The following is a 22664-nucleotide window of genomic DNA, read 5'->3' as shown; positions in this document are numbered from 1 at the left end:
GCTGGATGGCGGATGCGTCTGGATGATGATCCCTGCCGGTTTCTCCCCAGTTTGCGAGAAGTGCTGCCAGCCTATGAAGCCTCAGTGGGGAGTGATGGAACGTTGGAGTGGCACGGCTGGCATTATCGTGACGAGCGGGACGATGTACTCCATTACTGGCCAAATGAAGCGGTGACCGTTCGTCCATCACCCATGAGTGAAGCGGTGATCTGGGTCTATTGGGACCAGGATATTCTCTGCCAGGCCACAGCCTCAGAATTATGTCACAAAGATGGCAGCTATCGCCCCTATTGGTTTCCCTACCCACGTCTTGGGGAATGATTCTCCTCCAAGCCCTTCATTTGGTGCTGACCCCTTGTTGTGGAATTCGCCTGCACTGACCGAGTGCAGACGAATTCCACATCAGTGCAGACGAAAGTTGAAAGTGACAGATCAATAGGCATGATCACTGATGACAGAGGAGCCAGTAGGTTGAGAAAAAGCAAGGAGCCACTAGATGGACAACAATGAATCTACGATTAGCTGGCCTGACCATATAGATTATGCCCTCAAAGAATTAGGAGAGGCATATCCCGAAAGAACTGTGAAGATTTTTCTTGATCGTTGGGGAAGCTTCAACCTGGAGACGTTGGTACACATCTTGAGGGAGGCCCAGAACCAAAACGATACCCTGCTTGCTATCTTTGCTCTAGGTTATTGGGATACACCGTGGACCAGAGAATTGCTCTTGCCCTTTATGGTTCATGATGGCTATCGTGGAAAGTTGATGGATACAATTGGCCTGGGATCAACGGTTGCCGATGTCGAAAGGCAAATTGGTCCGGTGGAAGAAGATGAGGAAGATAATCTCGTGATACGAGATCTTCCAGGCCTGTGTTTTGCAATTGAGGGATATTTTCCTGATGTGAAGGACCCGGCATTTCGTCATGCTGCAATTAAAGGGATATGTGTCTTCAAAGCGAACGCGTAGGATGACAACAGTTCGACTCAGTGGCTTCAACCCGAGTTCTAAACGAGTGTGGAATGGGCGGCGCGCTGCTAGCTAGCAGGCCGCTTACTGCGATCATACAGCCGTTATCTCAACGCCGTCGCCTACACGCACCTGGGCCAACTCTGGCAAGGTCCCTTGAATGGCGGCAGCACGCCGTACCAGTATCTCTACTGCAACAGCAGCGCGCCACATCAATTGACCGGCCTCTACAGCCTGGGCGCCACCTGTAGCAATCAAACGGGGCAGGGCTACACCACGAGCTACGACCAGTGGGGCAACGTCACCGGTCGCACCTACAGCAGCACCACCGGCACGCTGACCTATGACATTTTGGATCACCTGACGCAATGGTACGCCAGCAGCAGCAACCAGGAGCAATACCTCTACGACGCCACCGGCAACCGGGTGCTGCGCCGTTCGACCAGCAGCACCGGTACCACCCTCATCGTCTACCCCTTCGGGCTGGAAGAACACCAGTACAGCGGCAGTGGCAGCAACCAGTCCAACACGTATTACTACGTCCTGGGCAGCCGTCTGATCGGAGACGTGGACGCCAACAATACCCCCTTTTTGCTGACCGACGCGCTGGGCAGCATCCTCTCGGAGATCAGTTGGTCGGCAGGCGGCGCCTCGGTGCAGGGCAATCAACTCTTCGGCCCCTATGGCAACGGGCGCTACTCTTCCGGCAGCATCAACACGGCGAAGGGCTTCATTGGACAGTACAATGATAGCTTGACCGGCCTGGACTACTTCCACGCGCGCTATTATGACCCAGTATCCGGGGTGTTTTTGTCGGCGGACAAGGTGCAGGGGAACTGGCAGGGGATGAACCCCTATATGTATGTCGGCGGGAATCCGGAGACCAGGAGTGACCCGTCGGGGCAGATGATTGAGGGACAAAATAATGAGTATGGCAATATTGATTCGCAGGGCAATTTGCATATCTGGGTGCAGTATCCTTCCTATATCTGTCTCTCGTGGTGAGCGAGAATGGTTTCATAGTCACTGCTATGCCATATTCACCCTAAACTAGCAGCTACAACAAGGAGGATCAATGGGAGATTTTATTAAAGGAGTGTTGATTGAGAATGAGGAAGGGGCAACCTACAACGGGAAGGTATACGATCGCTTTTTAAAGCTACGTCTCAGCAATGGCCGGGTACTATCGATTTTTGACCCGTTTGGCCCACTAAGCACTGGATTAGCTAAAGGGGAAGTATATGAAATGATAGTGATACCCCTGGCAACAGCAGTCCAATACTTCGCTACCTCTTCGTCTCCTCCTGTAGAGAATGACGAGTGGCAAGCCACAATTATAGAAACTCATTGGAGAGCAGTTCGGAACCACTATCGATACGCGTGTGAAGCATTATATGCTCATGATTGCCGGCTTCCTTTTTGCTCTTTTCCTACTTGTTGCTCGTTTTGTAAATGACCGGATAACGAGTCCGACTCCTGGGATGAAAGCCCTTGGTCCGTCCTGATGCTTTTCCGCGTGGTTTCGGTGGGCGAGCAGGTGTGTCTAAATGGCACAAAAGGGAGGGCATGGCCCATCGCACCTGTGCCAGCGTTAGGAACTCACGCCGGTTTTCCCATGGACCGTAGCAGCTTTCCACCGGGGGACGAACCAGGACCAGCAGATTGCGCGCACAGGCCACCACTTAAGTCCAGCGTACGGCCCGGCTGTATCGGCCTCTGGGCGATACAGGTTACTGGCGTCCACGCCCAGAAACACGAACTCGCCTGCTTAAGGCAGGGGCGCGAAGCCCACAAACACCTCGCGCAGCCGGGCTGCATCGATCTGACTGTCTTCCAGGTCGTTCCTACTCAAAACCTGTCGTCGTGAGGAGTGACCCTGAGCCTCACATCAGTTGGTGAAGTAGTGCTGTTCGAGGTCCGGGAGAAGTCGCAAATGCACAGGCTGCCATCCCAAGAGTTCCTGGGTCTGTACACTCGATCTCGGGATGTCGAGCGCTGCCAGGGCGCCGAGGAAGCCGAAGTGGGCATCTGCCTCTTCACGGGAAATGCTGACTACCGGTAGGTTCAGGTAGCGACCGATGACGCTGGCAATGTCGCGGAATGGCACACCCTCGTCGCCAACTCCTTGAAGCAGTGACCCCGCCGGGGCGCTTTCCAGTGCCAGACGGTACAGGCGCGCCGCATCGAGGCGATGGACGGCAGGCCAGCGATTGGATCCATCGCCGATATAGGCAGAGACGCCCTTCGCGCGAGCGATGGTGATCAGCATCGGCACGAAGCCCTTGTCGCCCTGGTCATGCACGGATGGACAGAGAGAGACGACCGATGATCGCACTCCAGTCAGTGCGAGTACCGCGTTATCAGATGCCTCTCCGTTGAGGTGAGCGGTGGTCACGAATGGCTTGCCCGTGCCTTCCAGCGCCGCCCCCATCGTCTTGACGGCACGCAGATCGGTGGTGAGCGAGGCTGCGAAGTCCGAGAAGTTATGCTCAAACGCCAGGTGAATAACGCCATCCACTGCAGCCGCAGCGGTGCGAAGGCTGTCGAGGTCGTCAAGGGTACCGCGATGCACCTCGGCCCCAACTTCCTTCAGTGCCTCGGCACCCTTGTCTGAACGGGTAAGACCGACGACCTGATGACCGGCACCGATGAGTTCATGGACGACAGCGGTACCGATGTAACCTGTTGCTCCTGTGACGAAAACATGCATAAGAAAGTTCTCCTTCTCCTGGTAATATCGATCGTGAATATGATAAAATGAGGCACCTCCCTCTATTAAACGGAGGAACCCTCATGTTACTTCTCATATAGTAACGGAGGCATCCTCACTTTGTCAAGGACCACTAGCTCAAGGAGAAAGGAGGAGCATGAAATGCACAAGTCAACACCAGCCAACCGCCCAATGCGAGCTGATGCCCAGCGCAACTATGCCAGTTTGCTGAAGACAGCGCGAGTCGCGGTTTCAGAGCGCGGCGCTGACATTGTCCTGGAGGACATTGCTAAATCAGCTGGGGTCGCCATTGGAACGCTGTACCGCCACTTCCCCACGCGTCAGGATCTCCTTGAGGCCGTGTTCCTGGATGAGACCAATGAACTGAGGGCGCGTGCAGAAGAACTTGCCAGCGCTCCGGTTCCTTTCGATGCCCTGGTCAGCTGGCTTCGCCTGCAGATGGACTTCGCGGCTCGAGGGCGGAGTATGGGAGCAGCCATCATGGCTGCCAAGCACGTTCCAGGAACGAGAATCTATGAGGCGAACAAAGCGATGCACGAGGCGGGAGAAGTTCTCTTGCTCCGCGCCCAGGCCGCAGACCAAATCCGAACGGATGTCCATATTCTCGACGTGATACGACTCGTCTACGGAATCGCCCTGGTGAATGAACATGCGTCCGACCCTGATGGGGCTAACCGCATGCTCGATCTCGTCATCGCCGGCATCAGAACGAAGCCGAGTCGGGACTAAAAGATGGCGTGTCACCACTCGGCCAGGAGTCGATCCTCATTCCAACTCAGCAATCCTCTCTCAAGGATTACTGAGTTTATTTTAGTGTACCTAAGTTTCGCCCAAAATGACGACAGTTTAAACATCAATTAGAAAGTGAGATAGGAAAAGCTGAGTCTCTTCATCCTCCACAGCGCCTACTGCACACTAATAACCACATCATCTACGAAGAAATCAGTTGGCTGGTACTGGTTCGGCATGTTGGTGCCGCGGAAGAAGAGCATCACCTGCTTGCCCTTATATGCCGCGAGAGCTGATGAGAGATCGTAGGTTTTCGCTACCCAGTAGTTCGTCACCTGCGTATTGCAACTCGTCTGCATATTCGCAATCGTGGCTCCGCTGGTCGTATGCACCTGGCTATAGAAGTAATCAAAACATTGATTGCCCGTCTTATTCGTATCCGAATACCACCAGTAGGTGATGGTGATCTTTGTATAGCTGGTCGGTACGGTGAAGATCTGCCAGATGCGATCATCGCAACCTGGATAACCACACAGGTAAGCGCTGTTCTGTCCCGTGTGCGCGTTAAAATTACTGACGAGCTGGTAGCCGCCGGATGAGGATTGCTGCCAGGGAGGCAATCCGCTCTCGAATCCGCCGTTCTGGATCAATGGCGGTGGGGGTGTCGGAGACGGCGAAGGGGATGGCGTCGGTGAGGGCGTGCTGGTTGGTGATGGCGAAGGAGATGGAGATGGCGAAGGGGTACTGGTCGGCGAGGGTGTAGGAGTGGGTGTGCCGCCACCATTGAGCAAGGCAAGATCGTGGGCGATATTGTTGATGTCGGGCGACCCTATGCCGCTTCCCATGTCGTAGCCACTTGTTGCCGGATAATAGAGATTGTTGCCGCTGGTAATATCATGGAACGCCGGCAATTGCTGTTGCGCGTTAAACAGGCTATAAAGCGTAGGGTTGGCGTTGCCGATAGGCGGCTTGCCCTGTGCCTGCAAATACTGGTTGATTAAGGCCGCGCTGCCCGCCCATAACGGGGCTGCGCCGCTCGTACCACCAACCGTTAACCAGCCACCGGAAGGACAGCCCGCGTTCACCACCGTGCAGTACATGGCATAGCCCGTCGCCGGATCGCCGTCCGCCGTGATATCCGGCACCTCGCGGCAATACTGGCCATTTGGAGCATGGCAGGGCGTGCCGCTACTGTAACTGCTGATGATACCCGCTCCTGTTTGCCACGAAGGCATCTGGAAGGTATTGCTGACGCCGCCGCCGCTGCCCGCGCCCTTGGGACTGCGATGCGTATCGTTCGGATTTGACCACACCGACTCGCCGCCATACGCGCCCCCATTGACCTGCAAAGTAGTGCCCCCCACACCGGTCACATAGGGATCATCGGCGGGCGAGTCCACAGCCAGGTTACTATCGGCGCAATCGTACGCGCCCGAATCGCCAGAGGCCGCGAAGAACGCCATGCCTTCTGCCGCTCCCTGCTTAAATATGTTGTCCAGCGTCTGCAACTCTGCCGGGCCGGTGCTGGTCTCGCACAATCCCCAGCTGATGCTCACAATCTGCGCCTTGTCGTCATGCACGATCTGGTTATATGTATCGTTCAGTCCCTGTGTCGTATTGGGACCTTCGTAGACAATCTGACTGGCATGCGGTGCCATGGCCGCCGCGACCTCGATATCTAGTTCAACCTCAATCGCGCCCTGTCCCGGGTTGCCACTGAAATTATCGACCAGCACGTTGCTGAGATTCGGCGTGCCGAGATTGTAATACTGGAAATACTGTGCAACGTCGCTGGCCTGGTAGCCATCGAGTTCGAAGAGCGCGATGGTCTGATGATCGCCCAGCATTCCGGCGCTCTGCAAGGGTGCCGCATCATAAGCGTTGGACAAATCCTGCGGACCGTAACCACTTGTAGGTCCGGCTAATAGCGACGTATGAATGCGGCTTTGCCCGGTATGCACACTGGAAGAGGCCAGGCGTGAATAAAGCGGCGAATATTGCACGCTATCGTCAAGACCGCCGATGGAGGCGATGTACTGGCTAATTGAAGAGGGCACGCTGGGTGGAGTCGCATTGGCATAGAAAATCTGGCCGCCCAGCTGGTAATTATTGATCTGCGTATTGAAGGCCTGCTGCACGGCGCTAACCGTGCCTGTGGCATCGATGAGCAGATTGTTGGGCGCGACGCTGTTGACCGTCAAACCCTGGCTCTGTAAATAGGCAACGACCTGCTGCACCTGGTCTGACGTTGGGGCAAATAACTGTTCGAACTCGCCAGGCGTCAGGTAGTGGTGATATTGCGAAGATTGAGGGTTATAAATAGCGCTTAAAAGGGTATCCAGATCTGATGCATCGCGTAATTGCAGACCGATAGAGAGCTTCAACTGCTGATTGGGATCGCTGGCCTGTAAGTATTGAGCCTGCGCAATCATGGGCACGAAATTCCCATTCAAAGACGATGGTGAATTCTGATCTGCGCGTGCTGCCAGGCGCATCGCCAGCAGACCGGCGCAAATGAGTACAACACTGGTAGCGATAAATAGCACATTGCGTACAAGATTACGTTGCATACGATTCTCCAATGGCAGGACAATCGGAAGATCGCCCCCACAATATACAGGACTTTTGGTCTATCCGGCGAGCTACAGGGCAGTATTTCCACTGCCAGTACCCGGCAAAAACAAGATTTCCGCCCGGTTTTACGCTCAAAACGCACGCTTAAAACATTTCATACATCTTTTGCATACCAGATGCGTAGCATGAGAAATCCTGCTGAAATAAACGTAGTCAGGGGAAGAGTTTGTGGAGAGTGGGCAGATGAGGGAATGTGACGAACGAATTAATCAATCGGCCCCTACGGCTGCGGGGCCGATTGATCGTGCCCAGCGCCGATTTATCGGTCCCCACATCCAATAATGAAATTGAACAACTTATTCCGGCAATGGACGCGAGCCGATAAATCGGCGGTGTGTACGGTGAACCGGCCCCTACGGATTCGGCGTGGCGCTCATGAATCGGCTCGCGTCCATCAGCTATTTCCTATCGTCCATACAACGCGGGCACATTATAAAACGCGCTCCAGCCGGCGTAGCGGGCCGTCTTCTCGCCAAGCTCGTCCTCGATGACCAGCAGGCGATTGTACTTGGCGACGCGTTCGCTGCGGGCGGGCGCGCCCGTCTTAATCTGCCCGGCATTCGTCGCCACCACCAGGTCGGCAATCGTCGTATCCTCGGTCTCTCCCGAACGATGCGAGACAACCGCCGTGAAAGAGGCGCGCTTCGCCATCTCGATGGCCGCGAGTGTCTCCGTCAGCGTGCCGATCTGATTGAGCTTGATCAGGATCGAGTTGGCCGAATGCTCCTCAATACCGCGTTTGAGGCGCGCCGTATTCGTCACGAACAGGTCATCGCCCACCAGTTGAACGCGATTTCCCAGCCGCTGGCGCAGCAGCGACCAGCCGTCCCAGTCATCCTGGGCCAGGCCATCTTCAATCGTGATAATCGGGTATTCGCCGATCCATTGCTCATAGAGGTTCACCATCTCACCGGAATTGAGCGTCCGTCCTTCGCGCGCCAGCACATATTTGCCATTGTCGTAGAACTCGCTGGCCGCCGGGTCCATACCCAGGCAAATGTCTATACCGGGCTTATAACCTGCCGACTCAATGGCGGCAACAATTAACTCCAACGCCTCGCGGTTGGAGCCGAGCGATGGCGCAAAGCCCCCTTCATCGCCCACATTGGTATTGTACTTTTTGCCATGCAATACCTTTTTCAGCGACTGGTAGACTTCGGCACCCATGCGCAGCGCCTCGCGGAATGTTGGAGCGCCGACCGGCAAAATCATATACTCCTGCATATCAGTCGAATTATCGGCATGCTTCCCGCCGTTCAAAATATTCATCATCGGCACCGGTAGTGTGCGTGCCCCGACACCGCCCAGATAGCGATATAGCGGCTCTTGCAGCGCATTTGCCGCCGCCTTCGCCACCGCCAGGGAGACTCCAAGGATGGCATTGGCCCCCAGAGCGCCCTTGTTGGGAGTACCATCCAGTTCGATCATCAACTCATCAATCAATACCTGATCCATCGCATCCAGCCCAATAATCGCCTCGCGAATGGTTCCATTGACATTATGTACCGCTTTCAGAACCCCCTTGCCACCGTAGCGACTCCTGTCCCCGTCGCGCAGCTCGACGGCCTCATGTACTCCCGTCGAAGCGCCGGAAGGAACAGCCGCCACGCCTCTCTCGCCACCCATCAGTAGCACCTCAACCTCAATCGTCGGATTTCCGCGCGAGTCAAGGATTTCCCACGCTGCTATATCTTCGATTGTAGTAATCCCATTAACATCAACTGGCATAATAAAACCTCCATTGCTATAGTTCTTCGTGCGAAACCATCGTTCTACTGGCCTCATCTTCGCTACTCTACTTTGCATCCATCTTTCCTGCTTACCTATTATATCTTATCTCCGATGCCTCATCCTGTCACAAGCGTTTTCCCTGCCGGCCAGAGATTCTTCGCTGCGCTCAGAATGACATGCCCTGCGCTCACAATGACATGCCCCGCGCTCAGAATGACATGCCTGGTGGTATGCCATGAAACGAAAGAGGTCTTTTACCCGTATTCCTAAAGGAATAGCAAGGCTTTCATACCTGACCGGGGCTATTGTACTTCACTGCGCTACTTGCATAACTCTACCTGTACATCAATACATGCTTGTACTGTTGCACGCGTTTGCCATAGCTCAGGGGATAGGTAAGCCGTTCATTCACTTGAACACACGTGAAAAGGAGAGCAAGTATGGCACTGGAAGACTTTACCGATCCTGAAGTAGCAATCGTAGCCGCCGTCGCTGCCGCGGTCTTCTCACCTACAGTGAGAGGATGGATACGGCGCGGAGCAGTGTATGCCACGGCAGGCGTTCTTGTCGCCGGCGACGCCATCACTTCAGTGGCGCGTGGTATTGGTCAAAACGTTCAGCAGGCAGGAGCTACCGCATCAAATGCCGCGCAGAACGCCATGAACCAGGCAAAAGCCAGCGCCTCGTCAGCTGAGACCTCAGCTGCCAGCACGGGTCAGAGCAAAACGACAGGGAAGACTACGGCACATCATACAAAATCTTCTACAGAGGATCAGGGGGGAACAGCTTCATGAGCCAGGCGCCGGGCCAAGCTCCCAAACAACCGGCGACGGAGCGGGCCGAGGCCTTGTTAGATAATCTAGGCCAGCGCCTTAACCTGTTCGCTGCCCTTACCACGCAACGCATTCAGCAGGCTGCTTCCTCCATACGCGAAGAGGCAGATCGCTTAGATCAACCCAGCACATCGCCTGGAAAAAAGTCTGAACAGCCGGCTATTGCCCGCGCTGAAGAAGGTGGCAAACTGGCAACGCAGCGAGCCGAGGAAGTGGTGGATCAGCTGGCGCAACGCATCGGTCACTTCACAGCTATCACCAGCCTGCAAGTAAGGCGCATGGCTGCTCGCGCGCGTGAAGAGGTCGAAGATATGTGGGCCGAGGCACAAAACATACGACAAGAGCGGAAAAGATAGGCGACCTCTAGAAAGAAACTGGGCATATGATGAGTGCAGCGGTTGCAGAGGAACCTCGTGTTCTCCACACCATCCCGGGCCGCATTCGCGTACACGTGCCCGCGTGGTCAGGGCAGGGAAATCGGAGCCTTGAAACACAGCTCCGGCAGGTACATGGCGTCAAGAACGTACAGGCAAATTCCATCACCGGCAATATTCTTATCCAATTCGACCCGGCTCTCATAGATGAGCAAACGCTCGTTAAAGAGGTATACTCGCTCGATCTGGATATGATTCATGCCCAGAAGGAGCAATCTTCTCCCCCGCCTGCCGTGCGCGAAAAACATGGGGGGGGCGTGCGCGCTCGTATAGCCGTGCGTGGCATGGACCGCGACCCCCACATGGCAAAGCGCGTGGTTGAGCGACTCGAGCGACATCCCGGCGTGCGCGCGAAAGCCAATCCGCTCACAGGGCGTGTCCTCGTAGAATTCGATGAACATGAGGCGGATTTAGAGGACCTGATTTCCGAGATATCCGGCATGGAATTGCCCGACCTTCCAGGTGAGGATCGTCCCGCGTACCCACTTGATCCAGGCCCGCTGATTCAGAGCAGCGCTCGTACCATTGGCGTCGCCCTTGGACTTGGACTGCTTGCCGGGCGCCGGCTCTTTTCCGTAACAGAACCGCTTCCAGGCTCCGGGGCCGCGCTGCAAGTCGCCAGTCTGATCTCCATTTTGCAAGGTATTCCCCCTATTCGCTTTGGATTGCGCAGGCTGCTGGGACGCACAGGCGCAGATTTACTCGTCAGCGTCCCTGCCATCATCACCCTCACGCTTGCCGGCAGTCCCTTTGGTCTCGCCCTGACCGGCGCGGAAGCTCTGCGGCTGCTTACGGAAACATGGGCTCGCAGGACCGCATGGAAACAGCACGAGAAGAGGATAGCCGAGGCACCCTCAGCGCAGCCGGATGCCGTTATTCACCTGGAAACCGGCGAGCGAACGCCTCTGGCGGCGACAGTCATAGAGGGAACCGGAACCGCTATTGGACGCGACGGCATGCCAACTCCGGTCGCTCCGAGTGGAACCGTCCAACCCGGCGCGCGGCTGTATGGTGGCCCATTCGTCTTGAAACTGGATCATGAAAATTCTTTCGAAGCGTTTATCCCGCAACCGCGCCCGGCCCCTGTTGCCCCGTCGCTCCTCGACCGCTACCAGCGCGTGGTAGGGCCGCTTTCCCTCGCCTACGCCGGGCTCACCGCCCTCTTCACGCGCTCATTCAACCGCACGCTGGCCGCGCTGCTACTGGCCAATCCGCGTACCGCGTTGATCGGCCTGGATAGCGCCGAACTCAGCGCATCGGCAAGGATCATCCGCGCGGGCGTGACAATCGTCGGTACGCGCACAAACCGGCCCATTCGCCTTCCCGGTCTCCTGCTGCTGGATGGTACTCGCCTGCTCACCGACCGGCTCGAACTCAATACGGCCCTATCGCTCAACAAACAGTACGACATGGCCGAAATCCTCAGCTATGCCGCGGGAGTATCAGCCGCCGCCGGTTCGCCATGGGGGGGAATCTTCAGGCCGGCCGGCAGCGCGCCCGCGACTGATGGCGCATTTGACGGCAAAACTGCCACCGCTCAGATCGCGGGAAAAAAGTATTCGCTGGGCTCCATCGAGGATTGGGCTTCAATACCGGAAGCCGCGCGCCTGCGCCAGCGCGGCAATTATGTGTTGGTGCTGCGCTCTGAAGGTGAGGAAAAGCCGCTTGGTATTCTCGCCATACGCCCGCGCCTCGCGCCTGGAATTCAGAACCTCGTCCAGATATGTCGCGTGTACGGAGTAGAACTTGGTGTCCTTGCCAGTGGCGACCAGCTTGCGGCCCAGGCGCTTGCCCATCGCGCCAACATCACCCTGCTCGAAAGCGACGACGCGGTCAGCGCCATTCGTGCCAGGCAGCAGCAAGGCGTTCGAGTCGCCTTTGTCTCGGATAATGCGGGTGCCGCGGCGGGATTTGCCGAGTGCGACCTGGCAATAGGAATGACAGATGATCGTTATCGCCTGCCTGCTCGCGCGGATCTACTCGCGCCCGACCTTGATGCCCTTGCCGCGATCATCGATGCAGGTGCCCGTCGTGAAGCCGCGGTACGTGATTCCGTTGCCCTTTCGACGGTATCCAATATCGTTGGCGCGGTATGGGGATTCCGGGGCGCTCCCGGCATAGAACTGGCCGGACGCGCAACCTATATTACCGCGCTGAGCGCAGTTGGAGATGCCTGGATGCGATTGCGTGGGGGTGAACGTCCCAGGTCAAGTATCTCGCGCCTCGTAGACCCCAGGCCCGAACGCTGGGGAAGACGCAGTGTCGAAGATGTCCTGCGTACCCTGCGCACTTCCGAACAGGGCCTCAGCAGTTCCGAGGCCCAGCAGCGATGGCACCCGGTGCGGACGCAATCTGGCCGCAATCAATTCCTGGCCGCCCTGCTCGAACAGGTTCGCTCTCCACTCATCGGCATTATGGCCGCGGGCGCCGTCCTCTCGCTCTTCCTGGGAGCCACCGGGGATGTCGTCATTATCACCGGCACCATCGCCGCCAACATCGCCGTAGGCGTCTGGCAAGAGCATAAGGCCAACCAGGTCGCCGAAGCCCTCAAGCAAATTGGCACCTCGAATGCCCGTGTCCTGCGCGATAATGCCCCACGGGTTATTCCCGCCAGCCAGGTCGTACCCGGCGACATTCTGCTGCTTGCCCCCGGAGACCGCGTAGCCGCCGATGCTCGCGTCATCAGCGCCCAGGGCCTCGAAGTGGACGAAGCATCTTTGACCGGCGAATCGCTGCCCGTGCAGAAAGTTGCTGAGGGCGATACAGACGCCAGCCATATCGTCCTTGAAGGCACAGATGTGACCACCGGCACCGGGCGTGCCGTGGTAGTAGCCGTTGGGCAGCAGACGCGCATGGGAGCCACCACCGCCGCGCTTTCCCAGGATGAAACAGAGGTCAGTCCCCTTGGCGTGCGTTTGAGCCGCATCTTGCAACTTATCCTCCCGCTCTCTGTCGCGGGTGGTGCCGCGGTTGTCGTCTCCGGCTTCCTGTGGGGGCAACCACTTGCTGCTCTGCTGGCAACAGGCGCCACCATCGCCCTGGCTGGAGTTCCCGAGGGTTTACCGCTCCTTGCCCGTGTTGGTGAAGCAGGGGTCGCGCGCCGCCTGGCCGCCCGCGATGCCGTCGTGCGCCGTCTATCGTCGGTCGAGGCGCTTGGCCGCGTCGATGTAGCCTGCACCGACAAGACGGGCACCATGACCAGGGGCCGCCTGGAGCTAAGTCTGGTAGCCAGCCTGGACCGGGAAGCCCGGCTATCGCATAACCTGTCTCCCGAATTGCAGCACGTTCTGCTCACTGCCGCCGTTGCCAGCCCGCATCCCGACGCGCCAGATGCCGGGTCGCATCCCACCGACATCGCCGTCGTTCATGGAGCCATCAATGCCGGTCTCAATGGCAGATTGTACGTCAGGCACGAGGCCGAACTATCGTTCGACCCGGTGCGCGCATTCCATGCCACGATTGCCGGTGGTCGCCTCTGCATCAAAGGCGCACCCGAAGCCCTCATCTCCAGGTGCAGTTATATTGTTGAGCATGGCGAGAAACGTCCCCTGGACGAAGAGCGGCGAAAAATGTTGCTCAATCGCTCCCAGCAACTCGCCGAGCGCGGCCTGCGCGTCCTTATGGTCGCTGAAGGGCCACCGGATGTAGAGCTTGAGAATCCTCAGAAGCTGACTGCCCTCGGCTTTGTAGGTATCAGCGATCCCCTGCGAGACACTGTACGTGCGGCTGTCAGGCGCTGCCAGGAAGCTGGAGTTCGCGTGATCATGATTACCGGCGATCATCCCTCTACCGCACGCGCCATCGCCCACGAGGCTGGTTTGCTCAATGGCTCCGGCGTCGTGCTTACCGCCGCTGAGATAGCCGAGTTGCAGAATGGAGAACTGGATGAACGCCTTGAACACGCCGTTGTCATAGCCCGCGCCACGCCGCTCGATAAGCTGCGAATCATCGAGAGCCTGCAAAGGCATGGTCACGCTGTAGCCATGACAGGTGACGGCGTCAATGATGCCCCCGCTTTGCGCCTGGCCGATGTCGGCGTCGCCATGGGCCAGGGTGGTACAGAGGTCGCTCGCCAGACCGCCGACATTGTGATTGCCGACGACGATTTTTCCACGCTCGTCGAAGCCTTCGTCGAGGGGCGCAGCTTCTGGCGCAACATCCGTCGTGCCCTAGGACTCTTGCTCGGTGGTAATATTGGTGAGCTTGGTCTCGTCGTCGGCGCCAGTCTACTCGGTACCGGCACGCCGCTCACGGCAACGCAGATTCTGGCCGTCAACGCCATCACCGATATCCTACCCGCGCTGGCCGTAGCCCTGCAGCGGCCCGAAGATCGCAATCTGGCCGGGTTAAGAAGAGAAGGCGCAACGGCCCTTGATGTACCCTTGCGCAATGAGGTTCTACGTCGTGGCATCTCCACCGCCCTGCCTTCTTTGGGAGCTTATCTCATCATGCTCGGAGCGGGTGGATTGCAGCAGGCACGTTCCGTCGCCTTCGGCACCATCATCGCCAACCAGCTGGCCCAGACACTTGACGCGGGTCGATCAGAAGGCACACTCACGCGACCCGTCGCCGCAGCGGTGACAGGCTCCCTGGCGGTCCTGACCGCCTCCTTTGCCATACCGCCTCTGCGTACTTTCCTGCACCTCGTCCTGCCATCTCCCCTGGGCTGGCTGCTCATTGGAACAGGTTCGCTGCTGGCCGTACTGCTGAGTCGCGTACTCGCATCAACAAAACTGGTTGAATCCGCCATGGCCCGGCTGCCCGCGCCTGAACCATCGGCAGCTCAACCAGCTGTTGTTCAGGTCTAGCTTTGAAGGAGAATAGGATAGGACCTGACGAGGTGGGGCCACAAGTGCAAATGAAGCAAGGGCGACCACCAGAGTGCGCCCCTACTTGTTGGCGTCGGCGTCCACGTAAATTGGCGATGGGCGGCGAATGAGCGAGCCACGAGGCGAACCGGCTCGTCCTCCTTTTAGAGGACCGGTATTGCCGGAGAATTGTAGTGGGGGTTGCACTGCCGGCTGTATGCTCGGCGTTTCCGAAGCATTCTCCGGGTTCGTCTGCAATATCTCTAATCCCTGCCGCAGCGTCATCATATCGCGCAAGAAGCAGGCCACGGCGGAAGCCGCAGACCCTTTCTCTTTGGAAAATTCAAAGCGCCTCGCGGTTGCCTCGCCTGCCACCTGCGCCGCCTGCGCCATAGGATCAGATGTTTTGGCGGCATAGACATCCTGGAAAATATCTTCCCAATTGCTCCACCTGCCGCGCAACGGCTTCCAACCGAGCTGGCTATCGCTCACCGTGCGCCACTTCTCCTCGGTAAATTGTATCCAGTCATCCATCAGGCGCGAAAAGAGCGCTAATTGCTCGCGCAGGCGCTCTTCCTCTTCCGAAGGACGCTGTGGAAAAGCCTGCGGCAAGCCGTCGGGAGTCTGTCCATTGGCATAGCCGTTATAACCCGTCCCATTCATCGTCGGAAAGCCCATCTGCGGCGAATTATTCATTCCCGCCAGCGCGCCCGTGGTAGAAGAGGGGAAAATACCAGAACCGGCCAGAGCCGCCAGGTTGGGAGCGAGCTGGCCGTTGGGCATGCTCAGCATGGGTATCTCCGTCCCCGCCGGTATCTCACCAATCACATGCATGCCACTGGTAGCGAACGAGGGACTTAAGCTCAAAATAGTCGAGCCATCCGGCAGCACCATGCCTTCGGATAGCGCGGGTAGACCGCCGATCACAATTTCCTCATGCCCAATCGCATCCAGGATACGCCAGGCCAGGCGGGGGTGTTTGATAGCCCACCACAAACGGCGCGTAATAAACGTACTGGCAAATGTAAAGTGTACTACCAGCCAGACCACGCCGCGCACTGCCAGCCAGTTCAGCAGCCCGACAAGGATAATCCAGTACCAGGCGTCGTGTTGCCCTGCTTCCTCAATGAATGTCAATACAGCTGCTACAGTTAGACTTGGGTCGCGCAAAGGATTGATAAAATCGACAATGCGCCAGAACCATTTCCGGCCTGTATTCGCGTTCAATTTGCGCTCCTCTCGACCCTACCTCTGATCCAGCAGGTAGATCGCCAGGCGACTACGTGATCGCCCCTACCCAATACTACTCTGATGAGGAATTCTAACATGCCTTCACAGGTGACTACAAGCTTTCAAGCTTGCAATAAGTAGTAATGGGCTATGCTGATACATCTACAATCTCCGCCAATCTTCACCTGTCATATTGCCAAAAACGTATGCCTGCCATTGAATAGGCGAAGGACGGTACTTTGGTACCAGCCTGTCCAGAATCACAAGTACTGCTTCTGCAACTCGAGCAACTGGTCAATCCCCTGTTCGGCCAGCGAGATGAGCTTATCCATGGAGCCACGGTCGAAAACGCCGCCCTCGCCGGTTCCCTGCACCTCCACGAACTGGTGTTGTGCTGTCATCACCACGTTGAAGTCAACGTCGGCGCGTGAATCCTCTTCATAGCACAGGTCCAGCATAATCTCGCCGCCTACGATGCCCACACTCACCGCCGCTACAGCTGTGCGTACCGGGTGCGCTGCCAGCAGGCCTCGCGTCACTAATAGCGAGCAGGCGCGGTACAATGCCACGTACGCGCCGGTAATCGAAGCCGTGCGCGTGCCTCCATCGGCCTGCAATACATCACAATCCAGCGTAATCGTGCGTGCTCCCAACTGTTGCATATCTACGACCGCGCGCAATGAGCGCCCGATCAGTCGCTGAATTTCCTGCGTGCGGCCGCTCACCCTACCCTCACGCTCGCGAGAACTGCGCGTATGCGTTGCGCGCGGCAGCATCGCATATTCCGCCGTAACCCAGCCCTTACCGGTTCCCTCCAGAAATGGTGGTACCTTTTCTTCCACGCTGGCCGCGCACAACACGCGCGTCTTTCCGGCTTCAATCAGAACAGAGCCTTCGGCGTAATCCAAATAATCGACGGTGAGTTTTACCGGGCGAAGTTGTATCTGAGAGCGCCCATCAATCCGTGTCATAAACAGAACCCTTTCGATGCTGAAGATTGGGACGTAGGGGCGTTCATCGCGTCCCGCCGGTGCCGTTCCCAATTCCAGGTGTTTTCTTGAGAGAGTATAGCATATTCGGTTCGTACAGGCGCAGGCTTAGAGCCGTATGGGTGTCCGTCAAATTTTTGCCAGTGGCGTGTCATTCTGAGCGAAAGCGAAGGATGACACGGCTTGCGGCGGACGCGGGCGCTCCTGCTCGTGCGGATAGAGATTGAGTATGCGCTTGTGGAGAGTGCAGGAAGGCCAGGGAGCAATGAAAGCACGAGCAATTTGCAACTCAAATGGCCTTTCAGGCGTATATTAGTCGGTTAGTCGGAAATAAGAGAAGAGAATGCCGGGATATTTTCCTCAAATGCGTCCCCTGTCTGGTACAGGAATGCGGAAAAGCCCCAGGGGAACATTCATCCTGAAACCTTTTGTAGGTTTGGAAAGTGATACATCTGGACAAAGTGCTGGTAATAGGCCAAAGGTATTTCTTCGTGCTTTTTAAGAAGTCCAACTGAATGAGTAAGACTCGTGTTTGCAATACAGCCGGCTATTTTGATGTTATTTGAACCATAGGCCGGTCGATTCGTAGGGGCAGTTAAGTGGTGCATGCACCTACAGCCTGCCGGGTACAGCTCTCTACTTTGTGGTCGCCTGTACAGTGAATCTGAATGCTGGGTGCAGGATGCTCCAGATCGCAAGACAACGAGTCACTAGCAGAAAGGATTGACCGTATGTCGACGCAGATGGCGCTACAAAAAAGGCCTTCTCGCTTGATACACGCTGATCGTCTTATCATTGCCACCAACCGCGGCCCCGTCGAATTCTTCTTAAGTCAGGGCAAAACGCTCAAATACCGCAGGGGAGCAGGCGGAATGGTCACAGCGCTCGCAGATGCTGGCAACTCCAATAATGTCACCTGGGTAGCCTTGTCGATGACCGAAGGAGATCGTATTGCATTTAAAGAATCCCAGGATGGATTACTGCCCTCCCCATTGCCCGGTCAAAAGATGCAGCTTCGCTACGTCACCATTCCCAGGCTTGTTTACCGCAAACACTATGAGAAGATCAGTAACCAGTTACTCTGGTTTTTACAGCACTACCTCTACGATCTTCATACGGAAAAACTGAGCGATGAGGTGATTCAAGATGCGTGGAAAAATGGCTATAGTAAGGCCAATCAGGCCATCGCGGATGCCGTATGCGAGGAGCTTCAACGCGAGGAAACCCCGGCCGTTGTTATGCTGCATGACTACCACCTGTATCTCGCGCCCGCGATGATTCGCGCCTGCTATCCCTCCGTCGTTTTGCAGCATTTTATTCATATTCCGTGGCCCGAGGGGCGTTACTGGAATTTCTTGCCCAGTAATATTGCGTATGCTATCTTTAGTGGTCTCGTTGGCAATGATATTCTTGGTTTCCAGACCGAGAATGACGCCAGTAATTTCTTGCAGGGTGCGGAGATGTTCCTCGAAGGGGTTGAAGTTGAACACGATACCGTGAAAGGCGGGGGAACCATTTACTGGCGCGGGCGCACTACCCAGGTAAACGCTTATCCCATTTCCATTTCTGTCGTCCAGGAGCGCAAAATTGTACAGAGCGCTGCCGGAAAAAGAGCCGCTGAGAAGATGCGCCCCCTGCTTAATGAGAAGACCATTGTGCGTGTTGATCGTGTTGAGCCGACAAAAAACATCCTGCGCGGCTTCCAGGCATTTGCCCAGATGCTCGATGAGCATCCCGAATTGCAAGGCAAAGTCAATTTTCTGGCCTTTCTCGTCCCATCGCGCCAATCATTGACGGTGTACCAGCGCCACAATGCTGAGATTGTGAAGCTGATAGAAGAGATCAATCAGAAATACGGGACGGATACGTGGACGCCCATTCATGCGTTTTTCCAGAACGATCGCGTAGAAGCCCTTGCCGCTATGCAATTTTATGACGTGCTGCTGGTGAATCCGATTATTGACGGTATGAACCTGGTTGCCAAGGAAGGGCCTGTCGTCAACAAAAAGGATGGTGTCCTGGTACTATCGCGCACAGCCGGAGTTTACCAGCAAATGGCGAAGGCCTGTATTCCTACCTCGCCTACCGATACAGCCGAGACCGCCCACGCCCTCTATAAGGCCCTGATGCTGCCTCCCCAGGAACGCCACAGGTTAGCGACGCTGGCGCGGCAGGAAGTCGAGCAGCATGACCTGAGCCACTGGTTGCGCCGGCAGGTAGAAGATATCAACGCGCTGCTGGATACGGCCACTTCTGCTCCCTTGCCCCTTCCATTGAAGGAGGTGTCTTCGAATGCGGGATAAGGTTCTTCTATGAAAGGGCGCCCCTCGCGGTCGCCCTGGCCTCTCGCTCTGATTCCTGCCCCGCACATTTTACAATTCATCGACTATCTGGCGCAGTAGTGCCACCATACCCTCCACTCCATGCACGATGATATCCGCGCGCTCCAGCAGTGCTGGCAGCGTATCGTTATGCTCAACAACAATCGCCAGGGCCGCTAAGCCATCTTGTCGCAAGCGTGCTACCTCCAGGACGGCATCCAGATCGGTGCGGTCATCTCCGGCATAGATCACGCCCCGCAACTGGTGAAGCTCTACGAAACGTCGCAAAGACACTCCTTTGTCTATTGACAGTGGTGTCCTGATCTCCACTACATATTTGCCCTCGCTCAAACGCATATGCAGCTCCCGCGCAGGCTCTGCCAGCAGCGCCAGTATCTTTTCACGTGCCTCTTCCGGGTCGGGAGAAAGGCGATAGTGTATTGATCCGCCGGTACGCTTGCGTTCTATCAGTACTCCTGGCATTGCGACGAGTTCCAGTTCCGCCAGGTCCAGCAATTGTTTGCCTGGCTCCACGAATGGCAGCGCCTGCGGCACTATTTGTACCTTGTGCGTCGAGGGCAAGCCATCGCACCATTCCAGGCCGTGATTGCCGACATAGGTCAATCCCTCAACATTCACTATTGCCGCGCCGCTTTCTATGCTGCGTCCCGTGACAATAGCAACATGAGCATGCTCCCGCGCGCGCTCCAATAAAGAAGCTACACCGGGATAAAGACGCGCCTCTTCCGGCGTAGGCGCGATAGGACTCAGCGTCCCATCAATGTCCAGAACAAGCCCACGAGGGCGCTGCGAGAGAACTGTGTGTATATCTGTAAGCGGCATATATTCCTACTTTTGTCAAATTTTTCTACTACTGTACGTATTATATGACCTCGTACCTGGGCCCTGCTTGACCGGTCCCAATGAATTCTGACAACCGAATGCAGCAATCAATCTCTAGCCCTGTCATTCTGAGCGCAGCGAAGAATCTGCACCTTGGGACGCTGGGATTCTTCGCTGCGCTCAGAATGACAGGAACGGATTCCCCGCTTCGATTGGAAAAGTCCAGTAGGGACAGCGACTCGTCCCTGTCCTGGTTGGGGTGCGAAGAAAAAATACTATTACCCGAAATGAAACGAGCTTTTTGAGCGTAAGTAATCGTCTTAAATTCATGTAAAGTTTTTGTAGGGGCCTCGTGGTCATTGTAAGGGCGTACTTTGTAGTCGCCCTCTTCCCAACCACCCTTGTGACAGAAGCGAAACAAGAGGAGAGACATGAGAAACAGGATACGAAACCTCTCGAAATATGTACGGATGGGGCCATATGGCATCGCGGCAAGCGTCATTATCGCGCTGTCCGTCATCTTCCGTACCATCCTGGTGCTATTTTATTTTCCCGAGACGAATAGCGACGAGGGGAAGATGGGTATAGCTGGCATGCACATCGCTTTCCAGGGCCAGCATCCCATCTATCATTATGGCCAGGACTACCTGGGCGTACTCGAAGCGTATATTGCCGCGCCTTTTTTCCGACTTTTTGGCGTCTCAATTTTTACGCTGCGTATCGGCATGATCATCATGTTCGCGCTCTTTATGATCGTCATGTACTGGCTAACCAGCCTGCTCTACAGTAAACGCCTGGCGCTATTGACCCTGCTTTTGCTGGCTTTCGCGACGACCGATATGCTGATCCAGCAACTGCGTGCCATTGGCGGCGCTATGGAACTGATCCTCTTCGGCGCGCTAATGATGCTGCTGGCGTATCGACTGGCGGCAACGGCAGGCGAACACAAACGCTGGCGCTACCTGCTTTATTTTGCCTGGGGTTGGACGGCGGGCATCGCGCTCTGGGTGCATATTTTAGTGCTGCCGTTCGTGGTGTGCAGCGGTCTCTTGATCCTTGTTTTCTGTTATCGCGAGTGGCGCACGCTGGCTATTCCTTGCTTGCTGGCCGGCTTCCTGCTCGGTGGGTTTCTTTTGATACCGGGCTATTCCGCTATTCCCCACGCGATATCTTTTCAGAGCGGAGCAAGCATCATGGCGGGTGCCAGTCCGGCGGCGCTGAGCCATCTCTTCAGAAAACAGTTCATCAGTACGTTTATGTGGGGCATTCCGCTCACAACCTGGATTCAACCGATCTGCACGGTCTACGATCTGCCCTATTACGGCCCTCGCACCTCGTTGACCGTATCCTGCAGCGTTCTCCAGGGAAGCTGGGGAGTTGCCTATATTCTTTTGTTAGCGGTAGGCATGGTACTGGCGAGCAGCGCTTTCTGGAAGCTCCGTAGGGACCGATTGATCGCGCCCACCCACGATTCATCGGCCCAACACGCCGCTCAAGGCCAATCGTTTAACCCCGAAATGCAGCGGGAAACAGCGCGCCAGTTTGCGCGTTTGATGCTCTTATTGACTGACGCGCTGATCATCTTCCTCTACCTGCGCAGCCCTCTTTCGGGGTTAAAGCCGTGGAGCACGCGTTACCTGGTCGGCATGCTGGTCGCCACGCCTGCCATTCTCTGGCCCCTCTGGAGGCTCACGGGCCTGGAGAAAGTTTCTCTCACGCCGAGATGGTCTGGATTGACAACAAAATGGCTCAGCTGTACCGCGCTGGTCCTGGTCATTCTGGTTGCCCTGGCCAGCACCGCCTGGACGGTGACTACTGTACCCGCCGCTTACGCGGACGAACAGCAACAGATGCAGCTGGTCAACGACCTGCTAAGGATGAAAATAACGCGCGTGTACCTGGAATATTGGACCTGCTACCGGCTCCTCTTTCAGAGCCAGGAACAAATTCTGTGTGCTAAACCACCTTACCCATCCACTATAGGCAGCGATGCATATCTTCCCGATGCGCGTGCCGTCCAGCCCAATCCCAACGTGATCAACCCAACAGTGCCATTTCTTTTCCCCGCGAACGAGCCATGGGAGATTGCCTCGTTTGAGCAATATAACAAAGAACACGGCAAGCAATTCCGCGAATATACCTTGGATGGCATGGTGCTGTTTATTCCTGTGCCGACTGGGTAAGGGGTTGCTCGTTGTGGAGATTCTTCCCCGTTCGCTCCGCTCAGGACTTTGGCTTACTCGCCCAGAATGGATGGCCCCCGACACTCCAGTTAGGGCACGGCAAGGGGGAAATCCGCTCAGGACTTTGGCTTACTCGCTCAGAATGACATGGCCCCGGAGACATCCAGGTGTGTCCGGGGCCATGTCATTCTGAAGCGTAGCGAAGAATCTCTCCCATTTTCGCGTGAT

At 56.3% G+C, this 22664-nt stretch carries 17 protein-coding genes; 11 read left to right on the top strand and 6 right to left on the bottom strand.

All coding sequences use genetic code 11. The features are described from left to right. Positions 1-12 precede the first annotated feature (12 nt). The 4 genes from VFA09_17885 to VFA09_17870 all read left to right on the top strand — a co-directional run bounded on the left by VFA09_17885 (position 13) and on the right by VFA09_17870 (position 2837). On the top strand, positions 13-321 hold the full coding sequence (locus VFA09_17885; GenBank protein ID HZU69152.1) for a Mu transposase C-terminal domain-containing protein: 309 nt from the start codon (positions 13-15) through the stop codon (positions 319-321). Positions 322-496: 175 nt separating this feature from the next. Then, complete coding sequence (locus VFA09_17880) at positions 497-970, top strand: hypothetical protein (GenBank protein ID HZU69151.1); 474 nt, start codon at positions 497-499, stop codon at positions 968-970. Between the two features lie 156 nt (positions 971-1126). Beyond that, positions 1127-1975, top strand: a complete 849-nt coding sequence (locus VFA09_17875) for an RHS repeat-associated core domain-containing protein (GenBank protein HZU69150.1) — start codon at positions 1127-1129, stop codon at positions 1973-1975. Positions 1976-2474: 499 nt separating this feature from the next. Next, entirely contained in the window at positions 2475-2837 is a 363-nt protein-coding gene (locus VFA09_17870) for a hypothetical protein (protein ID HZU69149.1), read from the top strand. A 21-nt stretch (positions 2838-2858) separates the two neighbouring features. Here the strand turns inward: VFA09_17870 and VFA09_17865 are convergent, their stop codons facing one another. After that, positions 2859-3680: an SDR family oxidoreductase gene (locus VFA09_17865; protein HZU69148.1), complete on the bottom strand. Its 822-nt coding sequence runs from the start codon at positions 3678-3680 to the stop codon at positions 2859-2861. Between the two features lie 162 nt (positions 3681-3842). Here VFA09_17865 and VFA09_17860 point away from each other — a divergent pair, with 162 nt between their 5' ends. Continuing rightward, positions 3843-4430, top strand: a complete 588-nt coding sequence (locus tag VFA09_17860) for a helix-turn-helix domain-containing protein (GenBank protein ID HZU69147.1) — start codon at positions 3843-3845, stop codon at positions 4428-4430. Positions 4431-4606: 176 nt separating this feature from the next. Here the strand turns inward: VFA09_17860 and VFA09_17855 are convergent, their stop codons facing one another. Then, complete coding sequence (locus tag VFA09_17855) at positions 4607-7000, bottom strand: protease pro-enzyme activation domain-containing protein (protein HZU69146.1); 2394 nt, start codon at positions 6998-7000, stop codon at positions 4607-4609. A 257-nt stretch (positions 7001-7257) separates the two neighbouring features. Here VFA09_17855 and VFA09_17850 point away from each other — a divergent pair, with 257 nt between their 5' ends. Then, a complete protein-coding gene (locus VFA09_17850; GenBank protein ID HZU69145.1) occupies positions 7258-7389 on the top strand; it encodes a hypothetical protein in 132 nt (43 codons plus the stop codon). An 80-nt stretch (positions 7390-7469) separates the two neighbouring features. On the opposite strand, the gene eno is transcribed toward VFA09_17850, so the two are convergent. After that, entirely contained in the window at positions 7470-8771 is a 1302-nt protein-coding gene (gene eno / locus VFA09_17845) for a phosphopyruvate hydratase (GenBank protein ID HZU69144.1), read from the bottom strand. Positions 8772-9235: 464 nt separating this feature from the next. Between eno and VFA09_17840 the strand changes: the two genes are divergently transcribed. From VFA09_17840 to VFA09_17830, 3 genes are read left to right on the top strand one after another with little or no spacing between them, the layout of a single operon-like run. Continuing rightward, the gene (locus VFA09_17840) at positions 9236-9589 is read left to right on the top strand and encodes a hypothetical protein (GenBank protein ID HZU69143.1); all 354 of its coding nucleotides are present in this window, start codon (positions 9236-9238) and stop codon (positions 9587-9589) included. Then, positions 9586-9984, top strand: coding sequence for a hypothetical protein (locus VFA09_17835; protein ID HZU69142.1), 399 nt, complete (start codon positions 9586-9588; stop codon positions 9982-9984). Before VFA09_17840 ends, VFA09_17835 begins: the two co-directional genes overlap by 4 nt. A 26-nt stretch (positions 9985-10010) precedes the next feature. Continuing rightward, a complete protein-coding gene (locus VFA09_17830; GenBank protein HZU69141.1) occupies positions 10011-14870 on the top strand; it encodes an HAD-IC family P-type ATPase in 4860 nt (1619 codons plus the stop codon). A gap of 81 nt (positions 14871-14951) precedes the next feature. Here the strand turns inward: VFA09_17830 and VFA09_17825 are convergent, their stop codons facing one another. Together VFA09_17825 and rph are read right to left on the bottom strand one after the other, a co-directional pair. Continuing rightward, positions 14952-16097, bottom strand: a complete 1146-nt coding sequence (locus VFA09_17825) for a hypothetical protein (GenBank protein HZU69140.1) — start codon at positions 16095-16097, stop codon at positions 14952-14954. A gap of 263 nt (positions 16098-16360) precedes the next feature. Continuing rightward, entirely contained in the window at positions 16361-17071 is a 711-nt protein-coding gene (gene rph, locus VFA09_17820; protein HZU69139.1) for a ribonuclease PH, read from the bottom strand. 749 nt (positions 17072-17820) lie between these two features. Between rph and VFA09_17815 the strand changes: the two genes are divergently transcribed. Next, positions 17821-19392 (top strand): trehalose-6-phosphate synthase, encoded by a 1572-nt coding sequence (locus tag VFA09_17815; protein HZU69138.1) that lies wholly within the window; start codon positions 17821-17823, stop codon positions 19390-19392. A gap of 69 nt (positions 19393-19461) precedes the next feature. Here VFA09_17815 and otsB read toward each other — a convergent pair whose 3' ends face one another. Continuing rightward, positions 19462-20253, bottom strand: a complete 792-nt coding sequence (gene otsB, locus VFA09_17810) for a trehalose-phosphatase (protein ID HZU69137.1) — start codon at positions 20251-20253, stop codon at positions 19462-19464. A 431-nt stretch (positions 20254-20684) separates the two neighbouring features. Here otsB and VFA09_17805 point away from each other — a divergent pair, with 431 nt between their 5' ends. Then, positions 20685-22436 carry a hypothetical protein gene (locus tag VFA09_17805; GenBank protein HZU69136.1) on the top strand — a complete coding sequence of 584 codons (1752 nt, stop codon included), beginning with the start codon at positions 20685-20687 and terminating at the stop codon, positions 22434-22436. The last annotated feature ends 228 nt before the right edge of the window (positions 22437-22664 follow it).

The organism is Ktedonobacteraceae bacterium (assembly GCA_035653615.1).
Taxonomy (GTDB): domain Bacteria; phylum Chloroflexota; class Ktedonobacteria; order Ktedonobacterales; family Ktedonobacteraceae; genus DASRBN01.
Note: the sequence above shows the minus strand (reverse complement) of the source record. Positions and strands in the feature narration are given on the sequence as shown.